At 69.3% G+C, this 20,549-nt stretch carries 15 protein-coding genes; 11 read left to right on the top strand and 4 right to left on the bottom strand.

Going from position 1 to position 20,549, the window contains the following annotated elements:
- Nucleotides 1-782: 782 nt before the first annotated feature.
- From ACVTJA_RS34440 to ACVTJA_RS34425, 4 genes are all read right to left on the bottom strand, one after another.
- Nucleotides 783-1,028 carry a hypothetical protein gene (locus ACVTJA_RS34440; RefSeq protein WP_465825962.1) on the bottom strand — a complete coding sequence of 82 codons (246 nt, stop codon included), beginning with the start codon at nt 1,026-1,028 and terminating at the stop codon, nt 783-785.
- 113 nt (nt 1,029-1,141) lie between these two features.
- Nucleotides 1,142-2,164, bottom strand: a complete 1,023-nt coding sequence (locus ACVTJA_RS34435; protein ID WP_465825959.1) for a protein kinase domain-containing protein — start codon at nt 2,162-2,164, stop codon at nt 1,142-1,144.
- A 252-nt stretch (nt 2,165-2,416) separates the two neighbouring features.
- The gene (locus ACVTJA_RS34430; RefSeq protein WP_465825955.1) at nt 2,417-4,300 is read right to left on the bottom strand and encodes a serine/threonine protein kinase; all 1,884 of its coding nucleotides are present in this window, start codon (nt 4,298-4,300) and stop codon (nt 2,417-2,419) included.
- 25 nt (nt 4,301-4,325) lie between these two features.
- Nucleotides 4,326-5,252: a DUF2381 family protein gene (locus ACVTJA_RS34425; RefSeq protein WP_465825953.1), complete on the bottom strand. Its 927-nt coding sequence runs from the start codon at nt 5,250-5,252 to the stop codon at nt 4,326-4,328.
- Between the two features lie 384 nt (nt 5,253-5,636).
- On the opposite strand from ACVTJA_RS34425, the gene ACVTJA_RS34420 reads away from it, so the two are divergent.
- The 11 genes from ACVTJA_RS34420 (at nt 5,637) to lpxA (ending at nt 20,422) form a co-directional block, all read left to right on the top strand.
- Nucleotides 5,637-8,876 (top strand): carboxypeptidase regulatory-like domain-containing protein, encoded by a 3,240-nt coding sequence (locus ACVTJA_RS34420; protein WP_465825950.1) that lies wholly within the window; start codon nt 5,637-5,639, stop codon nt 8,874-8,876.
- Nucleotides 8,877-9,054: 178 nt separating this feature from the next.
- Nucleotides 9,055-9,684 (top strand): RNA polymerase sigma factor, encoded by a 630-nt coding sequence (locus ACVTJA_RS34415; protein ID WP_465825948.1) that lies wholly within the window; start codon nt 9,055-9,057, stop codon nt 9,682-9,684.
- Nucleotides 9,681-10,064 (top strand): anti-sigma factor family protein, encoded by a 384-nt coding sequence (locus tag ACVTJA_RS34410; protein WP_465825945.1) that lies wholly within the window; start codon nt 9,681-9,683, stop codon nt 10,062-10,064. Before ACVTJA_RS34415 ends, ACVTJA_RS34410 begins: the two co-directional genes overlap by 4 nt.
- 145 nt (nt 10,065-10,209) lie before the next feature.
- Nucleotides 10,210-11,739, top strand: a complete 1,530-nt coding sequence (lysS, locus tag ACVTJA_RS34405) for a lysine--tRNA ligase (protein WP_465825943.1) — start codon at nt 10,210-10,212, stop codon at nt 11,737-11,739.
- A 12-nt stretch (nt 11,740-11,751) separates the two neighbouring features.
- Nucleotides 11,752-14,142: an FtsX-like permease family protein gene (locus tag ACVTJA_RS34400; protein WP_465825940.1), complete on the top strand. Its 2,391-nt coding sequence runs from the start codon at nt 11,752-11,754 to the stop codon at nt 14,140-14,142.
- Between the two features lie 2 nt (nt 14,143-14,144).
- Nucleotides 14,145-14,819, top strand: a complete 675-nt coding sequence (locus ACVTJA_RS34395) for an ABC transporter ATP-binding protein (RefSeq protein WP_465825938.1) — start codon at nt 14,145-14,147, stop codon at nt 14,817-14,819.
- Nucleotides 14,820-14,895: 76 nt separating this feature from the next.
- Complete coding sequence (gene bamA, locus ACVTJA_RS34390; RefSeq protein WP_465825935.1) at nt 14,896-17,394, top strand: outer membrane protein assembly factor BamA; 2,499 nt, start codon at nt 14,896-14,898, stop codon at nt 17,392-17,394.
- Between the two features lie 107 nt (nt 17,395-17,501).
- The gene (locus tag ACVTJA_RS34385) at nt 17,502-18,077 is read left to right on the top strand and encodes an OmpH/Skp family outer membrane protein (protein WP_465825933.1); all 576 of its coding nucleotides are present in this window, start codon (nt 17,502-17,504) and stop codon (nt 18,075-18,077) included.
- Nucleotides 18,078-18,087: 10 nt separating this feature from the next.
- Nucleotides 18,088-19,158 carry a UDP-3-O-(3-hydroxymyristoyl)glucosamine N-acyltransferase gene (gene lpxD, locus ACVTJA_RS34380; protein WP_465825931.1) on the top strand — a complete coding sequence of 357 codons (1,071 nt, stop codon included), beginning with the start codon at nt 18,088-18,090 and terminating at the stop codon, nt 19,156-19,158.
- Complete coding sequence (fabZ, locus tag ACVTJA_RS34375) at nt 19,158-19,619, top strand: 3-hydroxyacyl-ACP dehydratase FabZ (RefSeq protein ID WP_465840582.1); 462 nt, start codon at nt 19,158-19,160, stop codon at nt 19,617-19,619. Before lpxD ends, fabZ begins: the two co-directional genes overlap by 1 nt.
- A 26-nt stretch (nt 19,620-19,645) precedes the next feature.
- On the top strand, nt 19,646-20,422 hold the full coding sequence (lpxA, locus tag ACVTJA_RS34370; protein ID WP_465825929.1) for an acyl-ACP--UDP-N-acetylglucosamine O-acyltransferase: 777 nt from the start codon (nt 19,646-19,648) through the stop codon (nt 20,420-20,422).
- The last annotated feature ends 127 nt before the right edge of the window (nt 20,423-20,549 follow it).

Here is a 20,549-nt window from a genome sequence, read left to right as displayed (position 1 = left end):
GCAGAGTTTCGCGCAGGCCCCGTACTTGCAGAAACTTCCCCCGGGGCAGGGCGGGTCGCCCTGCCTTCCGCATCGCTGGAGGCACTCCATCCACGCCGTACCAGGGGGCGTGGGAAAGGTGGCGACGCGGCACTCGGGGCAGGCGGGGTCGGTCTGACAGTCAGGGCCGTACGTCACCGCGCAGATTGAGGCGCCATCCTCTGTGCGCACGCAGCGTTGGCCTTGAGGGCAGCCTCGTATCTCGCAGGTAGGGAGGCACGCGGGCTCTGGCGTCACGTTCGTGCACCTGAAGCCTTCAGGGCAGCCTTGGGGGGTATCCAACTGGCAGGGCCGTGCGCACCACCCATCACCCGCGCAGAACAGGTTCGGCCCGCAGGCGTCATCCCGGTCGGGTGGAACGGGGTAGCACCGCTCGCCTTCCTTGCGCTCTCCCAGGGGAATGCAGCGGCGAACCAGGGGGCCGCCGCCGCGCGAGGCCAGGTTGCGGCACTGCTGCTCCTCCGGGCAGTCGTGGTCCGTCATGCACTCGCTGTCCGTGCAGTAGGCGGTCCTGGCGCGCATGTCGTCCAGGCACCCCAGGGGCGGCTCGCAGCTCGCGCCGGTGCGGCAGTAGCGGCGGTACGACTGGAGGCGCATCCTGGCTTCGAACTCCAGTACCGGGCTGACGCGTGCGTCCGACTGCCCGGGTGCCCAGCGCTCCGGGTGCATGACACCGAGCACCAACATGACGAGCGGCAAGGGCAGCAGCAGGGCCGCGACCAGTCCCGCGACTTCACGTCGTTTCATTCATCGCCGTCCTCGGACTGGAGCGCTTCGGCACATGCTTTGATGCAATCTTCTGTGTGCTCACGGTCGCCATCGCAGTGCCGCTCACGCACCTTCTCCGGACACTCCTCGAGCAGCTGTGCACGGACATCTGCCCGGATGGCCCGGTCGTTGAATCCCGCCTTGGCGTGATTCAGTGGACAACCCAACATCAGCCCCACGAGCAGAAGCCAGAGCCCGTTCGTCGTGGCCCGCCATCGCATCAGCGCCTCCACTGCTTCCCGACACGGTGAGGCATTCCATGGTATGACAGGCTTCACGCGCCGTGAACAGGACGGGTCAGCGAGCACGCGCAGCGCGGATGAAAGGAGAGGCCTCATGCCGTGCTGGCATGAGTGTCATTGGCATCCCCTACCAGTCTCTCGCCGGCCTCGCGCCGTGCCAGCTCCAGCTCCGCGACAGCTTCCGCGGCGCTGTAGGACCCCATCTCGCCGGACCGCTTTCGCAGGTCCACCTCGAGCGCCTCCGCCGATTCATACCGTTCCTCCGGGCTCCTGCGGAGCAGCCGAAGAAGGATGGCGCGGAGTGGCGGCGTCACCCGCGCGGACAGACGCTCGACGTCCGTGGGGTGGAACACGGCGGCGTGCAGGGCGGCCCGCTCGTAGTCCTCTGCGGGCAGCTCCGCCTCCAGCGCGGACATGACCGTGCGTGTCACGCGCTGTTCGGCCTCGGCTGTCAAGCGCGCCTCCAGCTCGCGCTCCTGGATGTCCGGCAGGTCATAGAGGTGCATACCCGTGCCCAGCTCCAGCAGCACCAGTCCCAGCGAGAAGAGGTCGGCACGCCCATCCACCGGCTCGCCGAAGAGCACCTCCGGGGCAGAGTAGAGCGCCTGTCCATGCGGGCGCGTCACGCTCGTCACCAGCCGCCCCGGGAGAAGTGAGCAGGCAACGCCAAAGTCCGTCAGCTTCACGTCGCCACCTGGGGTGATGCGAATGCGCTCCGGCTGGATGTCGCGGTGAACAATGCCCAGCAGCATGCCGTGCTCATCCACTCGGCCATGCGCATACGCGAGCGCCTCGGCCACCCGCGAGGCCACGTACAGCAGGAAGCGCTCGGTGTAGGGCCGTTGCCGGATGAGCGCCAGTGAGATGGCATCATCCACGGACGTGCCGGCCACGTACTCCATCTCGACGGTGAGCGCGTCCGGACGCGCATGAAGCCCGTGGACCCGGGCAATGCCCGGGTGCTGGAGGTGGCGCGCCAGGCGAATTTCCTCTTCGAGCCGGTGGCGTGCCCGCTCCAGGGAGACTGGAGCACCGCCTGTCGATGAAAGTGACAGTTGCTTGAGGATGACACGGACGGGCGGCTCGCCGGGGGCACGGCGGCGAGCGATGAACACCCGCTCTCCGTGAGGGCCTGGGAGCAACTCCGTCACGCGTTCGTAGACCGCGTCGCCCACGGCAAGGATGGGCGCTTCGCTGCTGCTAGAACGCTTCCGTCCAGACATTGTGGCGTTCTCCTTGAGGCGCTGCACGGGCTTGGATTGGCCGCGCGAGCCTCAGGGAGACTACCCAAGATGTAGCCAACCAGAAAAGGATGTGTGAGGTTGGGTGTGCCGGCGCCTCGTATTGTTATTGCTCAAACCAGACGTTCAGGGGAACCGGTCCACCACCGTGACGAAGGGCGTGGGCCGCAGCAGGGTATAGCCGGGCCGCGAGCCTTGAGACTTGGGTTGGCCCTCCGCGTCCGCGAGGATGAGGCAGACCGGGTACTCACGGCCGGCGGGCGTCCTCGCCCGGGTGTAGCGGCCGATGACAAATTCTCCGCCCGTCCACAGCTGCCCGAAGAGCAGGGTTCCCTCAGGCAGTCGACTTATCTTGGGGTTGTAGACCCGGCTGGTGATGGGGCCATCGCGCACGGGCACGTTGTAATTCAACTCCTCGGGGCCTCGGGGCAGGCGGAAGTCGGTCTCAATGCCAAGGGTGTCGCCCGGGGCCATGCGGAACTGGCGCATGGCCGTCAGCGCCTCGGAAGGGCAGTGGGCGGAGTCAGGGCGCACCTCCGATCCGGGGCAGGCGGTGAGGGTGGCGGCGGCGCCAGCAGCCAGCAGGTAGCGTTGCAGGGGGTGGAGACAGGACAGGCACAGTGAGTCGGTTCTGGACATGGCTTCTTCCGGCCACGGAGGCATCAGGTGCAGAGAGGGAGAGGCCGCCACGGGCGCCACAGTGTCGGTGGGCCCGCCGGGGGGCGCCAGTTGTCGGCTACGGGAGGCGGGTCCTGGTGGCGTGAGCTTGGGTGGCGGACTCCAGCGCGCAAGGGCCCAGGCCACGCTCATCACCACCACCAGCCCCGCGCCCAGCGCCAGCCGCCGGGCCCGGGGGCCCTGTGCCCAGCGCTCCCGGAGGCCGGTGCGTGCGACTGGAAGGGTGACGACCTCGGCCAATTCCCTGCGGCGCACATGGCGGACTCCCCGGTGCAACCGGGCCTGGTCCAGACGCCGGGTGCGCGCGAGGCGCAGCGCCACCTCGTGACCCGGCGCGACGGGGCCCGGCGGCGCCCCCGCTTGCGTCGTGCGGGTGTCCGGGGCCGGTCCCGCGTACCAGTCGAAGAGGGGCTCGTCCCACGCGGGTCCCGCCTCCTTCAGGGCCCGCCGCACCGAGGTTTCCAGGCCCCGGGCGCTCCGCGGCCTGTCCTCGGGCCGGAAAGCCAACAGCCGCTGCACCAGGGCCGCCAGCGGCGCGGGCACACGCGGGTTGAGGGCACGCACGGCCCAGGGCCCGGGCTCCTCCACGCTGGACTCCAGGTCGTCATTCAGGCGCAGGGGCACGTACTGTTCCACCAGCAGCCGATAGAAGGCGACGCCCACGGCGTACAGCTCGTCAGCCACCGTGTATTGGTAGGGGCCCGAGAGTCGCTCACGCTGGGCCCGCAGGCTGAAGAGAATGGCCTGAGGACTGTGATAGGGCGGGGTGCCGGGGGGCAGGCGCGCCGCCGAGGTGAGAGGCATCGCGTCCGTGTGCCAGCCGGCGCCCCAGTCCAGCACCTTGAGCCGCTGGTCCGCGTCCACCCGGGTATTCTCTCCCTTGATGTCGCGATGGAGCACGCCCTGGCGGTGCGCCTCGGCCAGCGTTTCAGCCACCTGTGCCAGCAGCCCGGCCACCTCCCGGCCCGTGGGGTTGCGGGCCAGGGCCCAGTCGTAGAGTGACTCGCCGTGCGCGTACTCCTGGACCAGGTAGGGGTAGCGCACCGGCCCGGTCCGCCATGCGCCCGCTTCGATCAAGCGCACCACTCCGGGATGCAGGACCCGGTCGAGCGCCTCTGATTCGCGCATGAAGCGGGCATCTCCCGGCTTGTGGGCCAGCTTCAGCGCGTAGCTGCGGCCTCCCGGTTTCCGCCGCACCTCGTACACCGTCCCGTTGCCACCACTGCCGACGCGGCGCTCCACCCGCCAGCGCCCCACCCAGGTGCCGGGCGGCAGTCCCTGCGGAGACAGCACGGCGTACTGCCTCGAGGACTCACTGACCTGCTCCTGCATGCCGCCTCCTCGTGGTCTCCTACGTCTACGGCCTCAGCTCCGGCCACCGCACGCCCCTGCGGCCGGCCGCGTCCAGCACTTCCAGGGTGTACATTGCGGCCTCGTCGCCCGCCGACAATGGCCACTGCACCACCGCCTCCGCGCTCTGCTCCGGCGCCAGCCGCGCCTCGCGCATCTGGACCGGTGCTTCGAGCACTTCTCCAAGGGGACGGCCTTCCGCGTCCAGGCGGGTCAGCCGCGCCCGCCCGGGCAGCCACGGTGCCGCGTTCGCTGGATTTTCCAGCTTCATCTTGAACGCCAGCCATGAGTACGAGCGATAGATGTGCAGCCACGCCACCCCCAGCCCTTTCGAAACGGCCGTGCTCTTGTCCTCCCTTCCCTTGACGCCTACTTCCGTGATGGCCCCGGAGAGGAGCGCCCCCGCCAGCCCGCGTGGGAGGGCCGACCTGCGCGCGGCGGCCAGTCGCTCCTCCAGGCTCTCGCAGTAGCTGCCCAGCGCCACCAACTGCGCCTCCAACTGCTCAGACGGAACGGGCTTGCGCAGCACGTCCACCACCGAGTCCACCTCCTGCTCGTCCGTCGTGAGCACGAAGGTGAGCTGATGGGGCGCGGCGCCATCCGCGAAGCGCACCACCAGCGGAGGCACGTGCTCGGCGGGCATGACGACCGCTGGCCTGAGCACGAGCAGGCGCGCCTGCACCTGCAGCAGGGTGAAGAGAACGCGCAGGTTCGCGACATCCACCGCCGCCGGGTCGATGTCCGTGTCGAAGATGACCGTGGTCACTACGTTGGGCGCCAGCCGCAGTGGCTGGGCGGACTCCCGGGGGCCTACGGTCAGGGAGACGCTCCGCTCCACGCGCTTCCACTGCTTCGTGGCTTGCGACTGCGCCGGGGCGCCCGTGCCCAGCAACAGCACGGCCACCATCAAGACCAACCCACCACGATGGGACATGCGGGACAACCTCCAGGGTCTCCATCTATTCCAAGGGGCTGACACGATGCTGGACCTGGCGCTTCCTGGCGGACAGGCATGGCCGTGGCACAGAGCGGAGGCCACAGCGGAATCCCGCGATAACACTCCCGGGGAGGACAGTCTACCCACCAGGTCAGCAGATGATGGGACCACCTGGCACCTTCAATCAAGAGCCCGGCGGTGCCCGCGTCCCCGCGGTGATGGAACGGCCCGCGTCGCGCGCCAGGCGTACGCTCCGCCCCTTGGGGCGGTCCAGGCCCCGGCGGTGGAGAGTGCGGAGAGAAGTCCTCACGCCGCCCCTGCACGGAGGGACGAAATCCAGTAAGAGGGGTGAAACGGAGGTGCCCTCCCAGGTTGGGCCCCGTGACGGAGGTTCTCGTGCGTCGGTGGTTCAGCGTGGCCCTGGTGCTGCTCGTGCTCGGGGGGATGTTGTGGTGGCTGACCCGCGCCCCTGTCGGGGATGCGGAGCTCGGGGGCGAACCACGGACCGAGCAGCGGGAGCTCCAGAATCGTGAGTCACGCGCGGCCGCGCGGCTGCTGGAGGCGTGGTCCTCGCTGCCCGCACCGACGGCCCGGGGCTCACTGGGCATCCGGGGGCGCGTCCTCGGGCCGGAGGGACCGGTTCCCGGAGCGTGGGTGATGGCCATCAAGCCCGGCGCCCTCCTCAGCGGGCGCATCCTGAGCCCGTGCGGCTGCCATGGCGGCAATGGGCACATGGATGTGGAGTGCAGCTGCGAGGGAAGTCCGGAGCGCTTGGAGTCGTGGCTGGAGATGTATCGCAAGGACACGCCCCCACAGGCCCGAGCCACGACGGACGCCGAGGGACGCTTCTCCCTGGAGGGCTTGGAGGAGGGGGCCTTCCATCTCTGGGCGGAGGGCGGGCCCGGCGTGGCGGTGCGGCCGGATGTGCTCGCGGGCACGGATGGCGTGGAGCTGCGGCTCGGAGACGCGGCGCTCGACGTCACGGTCTTCGACGAGGACGAGGCGCCAGTGGTGGGTGCGAGCGTCTCGACGCTCTGCCTCGACCACGGCCGGCTGTTCGAGGGCCTCACGGCGGAAGACGGCCACTGGCGCATCGGCCCGCTGCCCCAGGGCGAGTACCACGTCCTCGTCATGAAGGAGGGCTGGTACCCCGAGCTCGTGCGCGTCCGGACCTCGGACGAGCGCTCCCGGGTCATCACCCTCCACCGGGCCCGGCGTCTCGCGGGGCGCGTGGTGGACGGCGAGTCCCCCGTCCGGGAAGCGCGTGTCGTCCTCGCGGGCGAGCACCTGCAGCGCGAGATGCACACCGACGGCGAGGGGCGCTTCGCCTTCGACGGCCTGCGCCCGGAGGCCTACGAGGTATTCGCCTTCCACGGAGAGCGCGAGGCGGCGGGCGGCCTCTGGCTTCCCTCCGGACGCGACGCACGGGAGCTGGTGCTGGACCTGTCGCGGCCCTCGCAGGCGCGGGGCGTGGTGCGCGACGAGCAGGGCAGGCCCCTCCCGGAGGCCGTGCTGAGGGTGCTCGAGCGCCCCGAACCACGGCTCGAGCGCCGGAAGCTGGCCGTGCTGGCGGAGGCGGATGGCACCTATCGGTTGGGACCGCTGGCCGACGGGGAGCACGTCATCCGCGCCCTCCACGAGGGCTTCATCCTCCAGGACCAGAAGTGGCGGCCGGGAGCCGGGCCCCTGGACTTCACGCTGCGGCGCGCGTTCCTCGTGGAGGGGGACGTCGTCGACCCGGAGGGCCGCCCCGTGAAGGATGCCATCCTCCGCGTGCTGGACACCTCGCGCGCGGAGCCGAGGGAGGTGGGCCTGGCGAGGACGCGGGAGGACGGGACCTTCCAGGTGGAGGTCTCCCGTCCTGGCGACTTCCTGCTGGCCGCCTACCACCGGGACTTCTTGATGGCGAAGCAGGCGGTCACCGTCCCCCGTCGGGCCGTCCGCCTGGTGCTGTCCGTCGGGGCGCGGCTCTCCGGCGAGGTGGTGGACTCACGGGGGCTGCCCGTCGCGGACGCGCGGATCCTCGCGCAACTGGAGGGTGGGGACGACGCTGCCTCGCTCTCGCATGTCGACACCACGGATGAAGAGGGCCGCTTCTCGCTGCGGGGAATGCCGGCGGGGCGGTACAGGGTGGAGGCGCGTCTCGATGGGGCGCAGGGCTCCCGTGGAGTGGAGTCCGTCGTCGAGCTCGCGTCCACCGCGTCCTCGCACGTGCGGCTGGTGCTGCCGGAAGGGCTGCCCGTGACGGGCTTGGTCGTGGACACCGAGGGGAGGCCCCTCTCCGGCGTCATACTCGTCTTCCACCCTCCGCCGGGCATGCCCATCATCGGCTTCCAGCCGACCGCCACCACGGGACCGGACGGGCGCTTCCGGCAACGGCACCTGGCGCCCGGTGAGTATGAAGTGGACGCCATCGTGTCGGGTTATCGCCCCGAGACCTCCACGCCGGGCTCCCCACGCAGCCGGAAGGAGCGCTTCCGGGTGAAGGCGGGAACGGAAGACGTGAAGTGGGTGCTCCGCCGCGACGCGGAGGTGCGCGGCCGCGTCACGCGCGAGGACGGCTCGCCCGTCACGCGGTTCCACGTCAACGGGCGCGAAGTGGCGGACGCCCAGGGGCGGTTCTCCCGGTCGTTGCGCGACAGGGCCGCGCTGCAGCTCACGCTCTCGGCCCCGGAGCTTGTCTCCACCCGTGTCACGGTCCCCGCGCGGGAGCATGACGGCGACGTGGAGCTGGGCGTCGTGGTGATGCGGGCGGGCGTGACGGTGCGTGGCCGTATCGTGGACGCGGCCACGGGAGCGCCCGTGGAGGGTGCGCTGGTGGACGCCGAGGACGGACCCGCGGAAGACAACCGGCAGGTCCACGCCTCGACGGAGCTGGGCGCCGTGAAGAGCGCGGCCGATGGCACCTTCGCCCTGCGCGCCGGGGAGGTCCGGCGGACGCTCGTCGTCATCCATCCCGGGCATGTCCAGAAGCGCGTGGCGCTCGCTCCCGGGCAGACGCAGGTCCAGATCGTCCTCGACGCCGGCGCCCGGGTGCGCGGCCGGGTGCGCGCCAGCGACTCCTATACCCATTGCGTCGCGCAGCTCCACGCCGAGGATGGCTCCTCCCGGCATCAGGTGGAGTTCTCATGCGCTGACTTCGAGCTGCGCGGTGTGCCCGCGGGAGCGTACGTCGCGTCGCTGGACGTCCGCCCGCGGCCCGAGCCGCAGGCCACCTTTCCTCCCCGGCGAATCCAGGTCCCCGCGCAGGGGACGGTCTCCGTGGAGTTCGAGGAGCGGCGCGAGGGGGCGACGTTGAGGGTGCGGTCGCCCCGCGACGACTCGGAGGTGGGCGGCAGCTGGGTGCTCGTGCCGGGGGCGATGGAGCCGCCGGCGGACCATGAGGCCTTCACCCGCGTCACGCAGTTCAGGCATGCGTCCGACTACTCCCGGGACGGTTTCTGGACGTTTCCGCACCTGCCGGCGGGGACGTATACGCTCTTCCTCATCCGCTACTGGCAGGCAGACGGTGATGAAATCTGGCTCCACCGAGAGGTGCTCCAGCTCCCGGATGCGGGCGTGGTGACGCGCGAGGTATCTCCCCGCTGGCGTGTCCTCGCCCGTGGGGCCAGCGGCGGGTAGCAGGCTGCCCCGACACCCATTGGGGCTGGGGCCGTGACGCTTCGGGCCAACCCCGCGCCCACACTCCGGGAACCTTTTCCCCGGCCCCGCTGTCCGAGGGCGCGCGGGGCAGGGGACGGGATAGTCTGCGAGGGACGGTGGCACCTCCAGCCGGAGGGGCGGCCGTGGGAGGACACCGGTGACGTCGGGCGGCGTGCTCGAAATCGGACAAGAAGGGCAGGCCGTCGCCGAGGCGTCCGAAGCCCGCCGGCAGGACGTGGCGCTGCTCAACCGGCTGCGCCGTGGCGACCCGGATGCCTTCGAGCAGCTGGTGCGCACGCACCAGGACCGGCTCTACGACTTCTGCGTCCGCATGGTGGGGGACCGCGAGGAGGCGCACGACCTGGTGCAGGAAATCTTCGTCAGCGTGCACCAGAACGTCCGCCGCTTCCGCGAGGACTCCAAGCTGTCCACCTGGCTGTTCCGAATCACGAAGAACCACTGCATCAACCGGCTGAAGTACCTCAAGCGCCGGGGCCGGGGCCGCTCGGAGGAGTACGACGAGGCCCAGGCCCTCTGGGTGGACGGGCCCGGGGCGCCGCCCACGCCGGACGTGGCCCTGGAGTCCGCCCGCGAGCGCGCCCGCGTCCAGTGGGCCATCTCCCAGCTGGAGCCGGACGCGCGCATGCTGGTGGCCCTGCGCGACATCGAGGGCCTGAGCTACGACGAAATCATCGAGATTACCGAGCTGCCCGAGGGCACGGTGAAGAGCCGGCTCCACCGGGCACGAGAAAAGCTGGCGGACCTCCTGGGGCGGCTTGAGCCATGAGCAGCATTCATCGCAAACTCCTGGACGTGGACCCGCGGATGAACCACCGCGAGGCGAGGGCCCTGTTCCTCGCGCTCGCCGACGACGAGCTGCCTGCCCCCAAGGCGCAGGCGGTGCGCACCCACCTGGACGGCTGCGAGGACTGCCGCAAGGGTTGGGAGGGCTACGCGAGCACCGTGCAGCGCCTCAAGGGTGTGGAGCGGGAGAAGGCCCCACCCGCGCTCGCCTCGCAGGTGATGAACCGCTTGCGCCGCCAGCGCCGCTTCGGCCTGCGCGGCCTGCACACGAAGCACGCGCACTACCGCGTCCCCGTGGAAATCCTCATCCCCCTGCTCCTGGGGGCCGCCGTGGCCGCCTTCCTGTTCATGGCCGCACCCTGAGCGTCCGCTTCAGGGGGTTGCGCCCCGAGCGTCGGCTTCAGGAGGTTGCTCCCCGAGCGTCCGCCACCTCGCCCTATTGCGTTGTGTTGCGTTGCGTCCGGGGGGAGCCTTGGCTACGGTGCCGCGCCTCTTGGAAGGGCGCGCCATGGCTGAAGAACAGAACAACGACACGGGGTCCAAGGAGCAGGAGATCTACGAGCAGCGGCTGGAGAAGGCCGCCAAATGGCGCGAGGCCGGCTTCAACCCGTACGGCAACGGCTACAAGCCCCAGCACCAGGCCGCGGAGATCCACGCGAAGCACGGTCCGCAGTCCACTGAAGAGCTGGACGCCAACCCCACCGTCTACGACGTCGCGGGCCGCATCGTGGCCATGCGCTCGTTCGGCAAGGCCGCCTTCATCAAGCTTCGGGACCGCTCGGGTGAAATCCAGGTCCACATGAAGAAGGACGCACTGGGTGACGCCTACGAGGTCTTCAAGCTCGCGGACCTGGGTGACTTCCTCGCCGCCACCGGCCCCGTCTTCCGCTCCAAGACGGGCGAGCTGACGCTGTCGGCCACGAAGTTCACCCCGCTCACCAAGTCCCTCCGGCCGCTGCCGGAGAAGTGGCACGGCCTCACGGACGTGGAGGTCCGCTACCGCCAGCGCTACCTGGACATGGTCTCCAACCCGGACGTGAAGGCCACGTTCCTCAAGCGCACGAAGCTCGTCAGCTTCATCCGGAGCTTCCTCGACGGCAGGGACTTCGTCGAGGTGGAGACGCCGATGATGCACTCGCTCGTCTCGGGCGCGGCGGCACGGCCCTTCACCACGCACCACAACGCGCTCGACATCGACTTGTACATGCGCATCGCCCCGGAGCTGCATCTCAAGCGCCTGGTGGTGGGCGGCCTCGAGCGCGTCTACGAAATCAACCGCAACTTCCGCAACGAGGGCATCAGCACCCGGCACAACCCCGAGTTCACGATGCTCGAGTTCTATCAGGCGTACGCCACGTACGAGGACCTGATGGACCTCACCGAGGAGATGATCTCCGAGGCGGCGAAGGCCGTCACCGGCGACTCCAAGGTGAAGTACGGCGAGCACGTGCTGGACTTCGGCAAGGGCTGGAAGCGCATCTCCATGACGGAGGCCATCCGCGAGGCGGTGGGCAGCAGCCTGACGGACAAGGACATGGCGGACCCGGACCGGCTCCGCGCCGAGCTGCTCAAGACGTCCCACGGCGAGTCCGAGCGGCGGGCCATCGACGCCATGAACCACGGCGAGCTGGTGGGCGCGCTCTTCGAGCACCACGTCGAGGGCACCCTCGTCCATCCCACCTTCATCACCCATTTCCCCACCGCCATCTCCCCGCTCGCCCGCCGGAACGACAAGAACCCGGAAATCACGGACCGGTTCGAGCTGTACGTGGCGGGGCGGGAAATCGCGAACGCCTTCTCCGAGCTGAACGACCCGCTGGACCAGAAGGGCCGCTTCCTGGCCCAGCTGGAGGCGAAGCAGCGGGGCCAGCAGGAGACGATGGACTACGACGAGGACTACATCCGCGCCCTCGAGCACGGCATGCCGCCCACGGCCGGTGAGGGCATCGGGATTGATCGGCTCGCCATGCTGTTCACCGATTCCCAGAGCATTCGCGACGTCATTCTTTTCCCTCTCCTCAAGCCACTGGCGAAGTAGCCAGGAGGCCTCGTGCACTCGGCCGAACGGCGTACCGTCCATCGCTGGAGCTTCATCTGGGCCGGGGCCCTCGTGGCCCTGGTGGGCTTCATCCTGCTCGGGGTGGCCATCTCCGAATCCCAGGCCTGGGCGGAGGTGAGCGCCGCCCTGGGGCTGTCCCTCATCGGGTGGGGTGGGGTGCTCCAGGTCTTCGACGCCGCCGTCCTCGTGCCGGCGCAGGTGGCGCTGGGCGCGTCCGCGTCCGAGCTCCGCACCGGCATGCTGCTGGGCGGCGCGCTCGTCTGGCTGGCGGGCTGGGGGCTCCTCGCGACCGGCATCCGCCGCGCCGCGGGCCCGGGTGAGGGGCCCAGCCCCGCCGCGGGCGCGCCGCTGTACCCGCGCCTGGCGCGCTACCGGGACTTCTACTGGAGCACCCTGGGCGCGTACGGCGGCGGCATCCTCCTGGCGGAGGTGGCGCTCATCCTCCTGCAGACGGTGCTCTCCAGCGGCGTGCCGTCCACGGAGCTGGGCGGCGCCTCGCAGAATGCCGGCGGGGGCCTGGCGCTGCCGCCCACCGGGGCCTTCGCCATCTCCCTGGCCGTGGCGGGCCTGGTGGCCTTCGTCTCGGGCTTCATCGGCGCCTCGCGCGCGCAGCGGCTGTCGCTGCCCGAGGCCACCATCGGCGTCCTCTACCTCGGCCTGCCCATCCCCATCGTCCTCACGCTGATGGAGCGGGTGCCCTCGCTGCAGCTCGCGCTCGGCTACCGGCTGCGCGAGGTGACGTACGTGGCCGGGCTCATCGGCCGCCCGGAGCTGGCGTACTGGCTCGTCTTCACCGCGCTGGTGCTGGCGCTGGTGCTGGGCATCAACACCGGCTTCATCGCCGCCGGCAGCGGCCGCCTGGACCTGAAGCTGCGCTTCGAGCTGTTCGTCGCGCGCCGCCACGTGGCGGTGTTCCGCCCCTCGCTGCTGCTGGGCACGCTGGCGGTGCTGATGTTCGGCATCATCCCGCCGCTGCTCGTCTACTTCATCATCCGCTCGGCGGAAGCCGCCGTGGAGCGCACCCGCATCCGCGCGCTCGGCATGGCGGACCCGCTGGCCGCGGCCTCGGACCTCAACCGGCTGAAGCTGCGCGAGCAGTCGCCCACCATGATGATGACGGCCCTGTCCGTGGGCGGCGTGGGCGTGGGCGTCATGGCGCTCATCATCGTCCTCTCGGTGATGAGCGGCTTCGAGGCCGACCTCCAGAAGAAGATTCTCGGCACCAACGCGCACGCGGTGGTGTCCAAGTACGCGGGTGAGCTGCCCGAGTACCCCAAGGTCATGGAGTCCATCGGCCGCGTGCCCGGCGTGGTGGGCCAGACGCCCTTCATCATCAACCAGGTGATGATTGCCTCCGAGGGCAACGTCGACGGCGTCATCATCAAGGGCATCGACCCGCAGACGGTGGGCACGGTGACGGACCTGCCGGACTACCTGCTCGGCGGCGGCAAGCTCGACATCCTCTACACGCCCGAGAAGATTCTGAACCGGGGCCTGCCAGAGGAGGAGCCCGCGGGTGGCAGCGGCTCGGAGACGGCCGTCGAGGACGACATCATCCGCCGCTCCGGCAAGTCCACGAAGCCCGCGGTGCTGCCGGGCATCATCGTCGGCCGCGAGCTGGCCGCGTCGCTGCGCGTGGTGGTGGGGGACCGCGTGAATGTCGTGTCCCCGCTCGGCACCGAGCTGAGCCCCTCCGGCCCCATCCCGAAGAGCCGCGCCTTCCGCGTCGCGGGCATCTTCTACTCGGGCATGTACGAGTACGACTCCAAGTTCGTCTACATCCTGCTCTCGGAGGCGCAGAAGTTCTTCGACGTCCAGGGCGCCAGCGGCATCGAATTGAAGGTCGCGGACATCGACGACGCGCGCCGCATCGCCGGCCAGGTGGTGAAGGTGCTGGGCGGCTACCCCTACCGGGCCCGCGACTGGGGCGAGATGAACAAGAACCTCTTCTCCGCGCTGCGCCTGGAGAAGCTGGTGATGGGCATCATCCTGTCCATCATCATCGTCGTGGCCGCCGGCCTCATCGTCGCCACCGTCATCATGCTGGTGCTGGAGAAGCGCAAGGAGATCTCCGTCCTCAAGGCGCTGGGCGTCTCCGACGGCGGCATCGTGAAGATCTTCCTCGCGGAGGGCCTGCAGATTGGCATCGCGGGAGGCCTCCTGGGGCTCTTCTCCGGCCTCGCCTGGTGCGTCTTCATCGAGAAGGTCGGCATCAAGCTGGACCCCGAGGTCTATTACATCCCCGCGCTGCCGGTGCGCGTCGAGCCCGTCCAGACGGCGCTCGCGGTCGTCATCGCGGTCCTCGTCACCTACCTCGCCTCCATCTACCCGGCCCTCAAGGCCAGCAGCGTGGAGCCGGTGGAAGGCCTCAAGGCGGAGTAGCCATGGCGCTGTTGTCCATCCGCAACGTCTTCAAGAGCTACTTCCTGCACGGCAAGCGCATCGATGTGCTGCGCGGCGTGTCGCTGGACATCCAGAAGGGCGAGCTCGTCTCGCTCATCGGTGCCTCTGGCGCGGGCAAGAGCACCTTCCTCCACGTGCTGGGCACCCTGGACGCCCCGGCCGCCGGCGAGGTCCTCTTCGAGGGCCGCTCCGTGTTCTCCATGAACGATGCGGAGATCGCCGAGTTCCGCAACCGCACCATCGGCTTCGTCTTCCAGAGCCACTACCTGCTGCCCGAGTTCACCGCGCTGGAGAACGTGGCCATGCCGGCCCTCATCCAGCGCCAGGACCGCTCCGGGGCCTATACCTACGCCCGCGAGCTGCTGGAGCGGGTGGGGCTGGGCCAGCGAGTGGACCACCGTCCGGGGGAATTGTCCGGTGGCGAGGCCCAGCGCGTGGCGCTGGCCCGCGCCCTGGTGCTCAAGCCCGCCGTCCTGCTCGCCGACGAGCCGACCGGCAACCTGGACCCCGCCACCGGCGAGGGCATCCACCAGCTCCTCCGGGACGTCAACCGGGACCTGGGCATCACCGCCGTGGTGGTCACCCACAACGAGGCGCTCGCTCGCTCCATGCCCCGCCGGCTGAGGCTGGCCGGGGGGGAGGTGTCGGAGGCGTGATGTCCCGTTGCTTTTGGATTGAGGGCCGCGCGCCCCATCCCGTACATTGCCCCGCCTTTTCCTGGCCGGTCTCCCCTTGAGGCTCCCCGTTCTGTCGCGCAAGTCACTGCTCCCGCTGCTGGCGGTCGCCCTGTCCTCCCTCGTGTCCGGCCCTGCCCGGGCCCAGGTGGATGGAGGTGTGCCCGCCCCCGCGCCTGTTCCGGCGGTGACCTCTCCCTCCGCCGTCACCCAGGAGCCCGCTGATGCCGGCACGGCTCCGGAAGCCGCGCCCGCCCCCGGGGCCCCGCTGCCCGAGGACGTCCCCACCGTCGGTGCGGACGACGAGAACCGGGTGGTGGAGATTCGCGTCGAGGGCAACAAGCGCGTGGAGGCCGAGGCCATCCGCCGCGCCCTGCGCACCAAGGTGGGCCAGCCGCTCCTGCCCGCCAACACCGCGCAGGACCTCCGCGCCGTCTGGGCCCTGGGCTACTTCCAGAACGTGGAGCTGCTCGTCCAGCACCTCCCCAAGGGCGTGGCCTACGTGGTCCGCGTCGACGAGCGGCCCGTCATCCGCCTCGTGCAGCTCCAGGGCAACGAGGAGCTCAGCAAGGATGACCTGAAGGAGGAAATCGACACCAAGTCCAACACCATCCTGGAGATGGAGACGGTGCGCTCCACCGTCACGAAGATCCAGGCGAAGTACGTGGAGAAGGGCTACTTCCTCGCCGAGGTCACCCACCAGCTCAAGCCCGTGCCGGAGAGCCCGGGCACCGTGGACGTCGTCTTCGTCATCAACGAGCGCGCCAAGGTGATGGTGAAGCAGATCACCTTCATCGGCGCGGAGAAGGTCTCCCCGGACGTGCTCAAGGAGACGATGATCACCCGCGAGGGGGGCTTCTTCTCCTTCTTCACCGGCGAGGGCACCTACCGCCAGGAGGCGTTCGACCGCGACCTCCAGGTCATCCAGTACGCCTACTTCGACCGCGGCTTCATCAACGTCCGGGTGGACAAGCCCACCGTCCAGCTCTCCGCGGACAAGCGGTTCATCTACATCACCATCCGCATCACCGAGGGCGAGTCCTACGACATCGGGAAGATCGACTTCGCCGGTGACCTGCTCCCCGACGTCTCCAAGGAGACGATGGCGTCGCTGATGCGCTCGCGCACCGGCACGCGCTTCAACCGCACGCAGCTGTCGCAGGACATCGTCTCCGTCTCGGACGTCTACTACGACCGCGGCTACGCCTACGCGAACATCAACCCCGTCACCAACGTCAACGCCGACACCAAGACGGTGGACCTGACCTTCGACGTGCAGAAGGGCCCCCAGGTCACGATTGAGCGCATCGACGTCGTCGGCAACAGCAAGACGCGCGACAAGGTCATCCGCCGCGAGCTGCGCGTGTACGAGGGCGAGCTCTACTCCGGCACCGGCGTGCGCCGCAGCCGCGAGCGCGCCACCGCCCTGGGCTTCTTCGAGACGGTGGAAATCACCCAGAAGCCCGGCAGCCAGGACGACACCATCATCCTCCAGGTGGAGGTGAAGGAGAAGGCCACCGGTACCTTCCAGGTCGGCCTCGGCTTCTCCAACGTGGAGAACTTCATCTTCACGGCGCAGATCTCCCAGAACAACTTCCTGGGCTGGGGCCAGAGCGTCTCCGCGTCCGCGCAGATTTCGGGCCTGCGCTCCCTGGTGCAGCTGTCCTTCTATGACCCGTACTTCCTGGACACGAACTACCTGCTGTCCGCGGAGTTCTTCCGCGTCCAGGCGGACTACGAGGGCTTCATCCGCAACTCCACCGGTGGCAGCGTCTCCATCGGCTACCAGTTCATCGACGACCTGCTGGGCACCATCGGCTACTCGCGCGAGTGGGTGACGGTGGAGGCGGGGCAGAACCTGGGCGCGGTGCTGCTGGCCAACCAGTTCCTCTCCGGCACCACCAGCGCGCTGCGCCTGTCGCTCTCGTTCGACCGGCGCGACAACCGCCTCTTCCCGTCGCGTGGCTTCATCCACTACGGCTCGGTGGAGACGGCCCCCAGCTTCCTCGGCGGCACCTTCCTCTTCAACCGGTACACGGCCTACTCGCGCCTGTACTTCCCCATGCCGTTCGGCTTCGTCTTCAAGACGAACGCCACCATTGGCTTCATCCAGCAGCTCGACAAGGACAAGCCGCTCCCCATCTCCGAGCTCTACTACGTGGGCGGCATCAACAGCGTCCGCGGCTACTACCTGCGCAGCATCAGCCCCTCGGTGAAGGTGCCCCGCTCCGGCAACCCGGACGCCACCGTCACGGACTTCGACGTCGGCGGCAACAAGCAGCTCGTCTTCAACTTCGAGCTGGAGTTCCCCATCTTCGAGAAGGCCGGCCTGCGCGGCGTGCTCTTCTACGACGCCGGTAACGCCTTCGCGTCCAACGAGCGCTTCTTCCAGGACAAGCAGGACAAGCTGCCGCTCGGCCTCTTCCACTCCGCCGGCTTCGGCTTCCGCTGGTTCTCGCCCATCGGCCCCCTGCGCTTCGAGTGGGGCATTCCGCTCACCAGGCGGCCGGAGGATGACCGCATCCTCTTCGAGTTCACTATCGGCAACTTCTTCTGATAAGCCCTGGCTTCGCTTTCTCCCGGCTCCACCCCAGGCGGGGGGTATTTGAACAAGCCCGGGGCCCCGACGTCGGAGCCTGTAACCTTCCCGAGGAGCTGTTGAACATGTCGCTTCGCACCACCATCGCGGCCGTGGCCGCCGTCTTTTCGCTCGCCCTGCCGGTGGCCGCCTCGGCGGCGGACCTGAAGGTCGCCTACGTGGACCTGCAGCGCGTCCTGCTGGAGGTGGATGACGGCAAGGCCGCCAAGGCCCGCCTCCAGAAGTGGCTGGATGAGCGCCAGAAGGAAATCGACAAGGAGCAGGATGCGCTCCGCAAGGAGAAGGAGACGCTGGACAAGCAGGCCAGCGTCATGAGCCCCGACACCAAGGCGCAGAAGGACGCGGAGCTCCAGCGCAAGGTGATGATTCTCGCCCAGAAGTGGGAGAAGAGCCGCGCCGAGGCCGCCACCAAGGAGCGCCAGGAGATGGAGCCCATCGTCGGAAAAATCGACCAGGTCATCGCCGGCATCGCCGAGCGTGACGACCTGGGCTTCGTCCTGGAGAAGCGCGACTCGGGCATCGTCTTCGCCCGCTCGCAGTACGACATCTCCAACGAGGTCATCCGCGCGTACAACGCCCAGAAGAAGCCGGCGGCGCCCGCGGCCAAGGACGCGCCCACGAAGGACGCTCCGAAGAAGTAGCCGACTCACCGTGCAGACCCCCTCGACCCCCCGAAGGCTCGGGGAGCTCGCCGCCCACGTCGGCGGTGAGCTCCTCGGCGACCCCCAGCAGCTCATCCACGGACTCAACGGGCTCGAGGAAGCGGGCCCGGGAGACGTGTCTTTCTACGGCAACCTCCGCTACCGGCGGCAGTTCGAGGCCACCCGCGCCTCCGCCGTGCTGGTGGGCGCGGGCACGGATGCGCCGCCTCGCGACGGCATGTCGCTGGTGCGCGTGCCCAACCCGCACCTGGCCTACGCGAAGCTGCTGGCCCTGTTCCACCCGCCCTCGCGTCCGTCCCCGGGCGTGCGGCCGGGCGCGTGGGTACACCCGGAGGCCACCGTCCACCCGGAGGCCACGCTGCTGCCCGGCGCCTCGGTGGACCGCGGCGCCTCCGTGGGCGCGCGCACGGTGCTGTACCCTGGCGCCTACGTGGGCGAGCACGCCCGCGTGGGTGACGACTGCCTGCTGTACCCCAACGTCACGGTGCGCGAGCGCTGCCTCATCGGCTCCCGCGTCATCCTCCACGCCTCCAGTGTGGTGGGCGCGGACGGCTTCGGCTTCGCCTTCAACCCGGAAGGGGCGGAGGGGCCGGAGCACTTCAAGATTCCCCAGGTGGGCATCGTCCGCATCGAGGACGACGTCGAAGTCGGGGCCTGCACCTGCATCGACCGCGCGACGGTGGGTGAGACGGTGGTGGGCCGCGGCACGAAGCTGGACAACCTGGTTCAGATTGCCCACAACGTGAAGGTGGGCCCGCTGTCGCTCATCTGCGCGCAGGCCGGCGTTTCCGGCTCGGCGGAGATTGGCACCGGCGTGGTGCTGGCCGGACAGGTGGGCGTGGTGGGTCACATCCGCGTGGGCGACCTGGCCAAGGTCGGCGCCCAGTCCGGCGTGGCGCACGACGTGGAAGATGGACAGGTGGTGAGCGGCAGCCCGGCGGTGCCCCACCGGGACTGGCTCCGTGCCAGCGCGGCGGCGGGGCAGGTGGCGGACCTGCTCAAGGAAGTGCGTGCCCTGCGGCGCAGGGTGGAGACGCTCGAGAAGGAGAAGGGGGAGTGATGGACATCCAAGACATCCAGAACCTGCTGCCTCACCGCTACCCGTTCCTCCTCGTGGACCGGGTGGTGGAAATCGTGCCCGGGCAGAAGCTGACGGCGTACAAGAACGTCACCGTCAACGAGCCCTTTTTCAACGGCCACTTCCCGGGGCAGCCGGTAATGCCGGGCGTGCTCATCCTGGAGGCGCTGGCGCAGGCCATGGCCATCCTCGCCTACAAGAGCGAGGGCATGGACCCCAAGCGCATGCTTACCTACCTGATGGGCGTGGACGGGGCGCGGTTCCGCAAGCCCGTGCTGCCAGGCGACCGCCTGCACCTCGCCATCGAGGTGGTGCGCCACAAGGGTTCCGTGTGGAAGACGAAGGGCACGGCGTCGGTCGATGGAGTGCGGGTCGCCGAGGGCGAGTTCCTCGCGACCGTTGTGGAAAAGAACGCCAAGGCGGAGGAGACCGCGGCTCCCTGACCGCGGGCTCAGCGTAGAGGAAAGACATGGCTCAGGTTCATCCCACCGCGGTGGTCCATCCCGGTGCCCGCCTGCACGAGACGGTCGAGGTCGGTCCCTATTCGGTCATCGGTCCTCAGGTGACGATTGGCGCGGGCTCACGGGTGGGCCCGCACGTCGTCATCGAAGGGCGCACCACGATTGGTGCGCGCAACCGGTTCTTCCAATTCTCGTCCGTGGGCGCGGACCCGCAGGACCTCAAGTACGCTGGTGAGGACACGGAGCTCATCCTCGGTGACGACAACAGCGTCCGCGAGTTCGTCTCCCTCCACAAGGGCACGGCGGGCGGCGGCGGCGCCACGCGCATCGGCAATGGCAACCTCCTCATGGCCAACTGCCACGTGGCGCATGACTGCGTCGTCGGCAACGGCTGCCGCATCGGCAACGGCTCCGCGCTGGCCGGCCACGTGACGATGGAGGACCACGTCATCATCAGCGGCCTGGCGGCGGTGCATCAGTTCACCCGGCTGGGCAAGCACGCCTTCATCTCCGGCGGCGCCATGGTGACCATGGACATTCCGCCCTACGCCACGGCGCAGGGAGACCGCGCGGAGCTGGTGGGCCTCAACACCGTGGGCCTGGAGCGCAGCGGCTTCCGCAAGGAGCAGATGGAGCGCATCAAGGAAGCGCACCGCATCATGTTCCGCTCCAAGCTGGGCCTGCAGGAAGCGCTGGCGCGGCTGCGCACGGAGCTGGGGGGCCACCCCGAGGTGGACCACCTCATCGACTTCGTCATGCAGAGCAAGCGCGGCCTCACGCGCTAGGCCCTTTCATTTGCTTCCGTTCAGGCGGCAGTCTCGCCGAGGCTCGGATTCCTGGCCTCGGCGGTGGCTGCCCCTGAGAGAACCCCCTCGACGGGCCTCGTGTCATTGGGCCCGCGCATGGAAGGAG

It is taken from the genome of Pyxidicoccus sp. M6, assembly GCF_055568925.1.
Note: the sequence above shows the minus strand (reverse complement) of the source record. Positions and strands in the feature narration are given on the sequence as shown.

What these genes read in the sequence shown, in the direction of transcription:
- fabZ (WP_465840582.1), top strand. Translation starts at nt 19,158, where the DNA reads ATGGACATCCAAGACATCCAGAACCTGCTGCCTCACCGCTACCCGTTC.
- ACVTJA_RS34410 (WP_465825945.1), top strand. Translation starts at nt 9,681, where the DNA reads ATGAGCAGCATTCATCGCAAACTCCTGGACGTGGACCCGCGGATGAAC.
- ACVTJA_RS34440 (WP_465825962.1), bottom strand. Translation starts at nt 1,028, where the DNA reads ATGCGATGGCGGGCCACGACGAACGGGCTCTGGCTTCTGCTCGTGGGG.
- lysS (WP_465825943.1), top strand. Translation starts at nt 10,210, where the DNA reads ATGGCTGAAGAACAGAACAACGACACGGGGTCCAAGGAGCAGGAGATC.
- ACVTJA_RS34395 (WP_465825938.1), top strand. Translation starts at nt 14,145, where the DNA reads ATGGCGCTGTTGTCCATCCGCAACGTCTTCAAGAGCTACTTCCTGCAC.
- ACVTJA_RS34385 (WP_465825933.1), top strand. Translation starts at nt 17,502, where the DNA reads ATGTCGCTTCGCACCACCATCGCGGCCGTGGCCGCCGTCTTTTCGCTC.
- ACVTJA_RS34425 (WP_465825953.1), bottom strand. Translation starts at nt 5,252, where the DNA reads ATGTCCCATCGTGGTGGGTTGGTCTTGATGGTGGCCGTGCTGTTGCTG.
- ACVTJA_RS34430 (WP_465825955.1), bottom strand. Translation starts at nt 4,300, where the DNA reads ATGCAGGAGCAGGTCAGTGAGTCCTCGAGGCAGTACGCCGTGCTGTCT.
- lpxA (WP_465825929.1), top strand. Translation starts at nt 19,646, where the DNA reads ATGGCTCAGGTTCATCCCACCGCGGTGGTCCATCCCGGTGCCCGCCTG.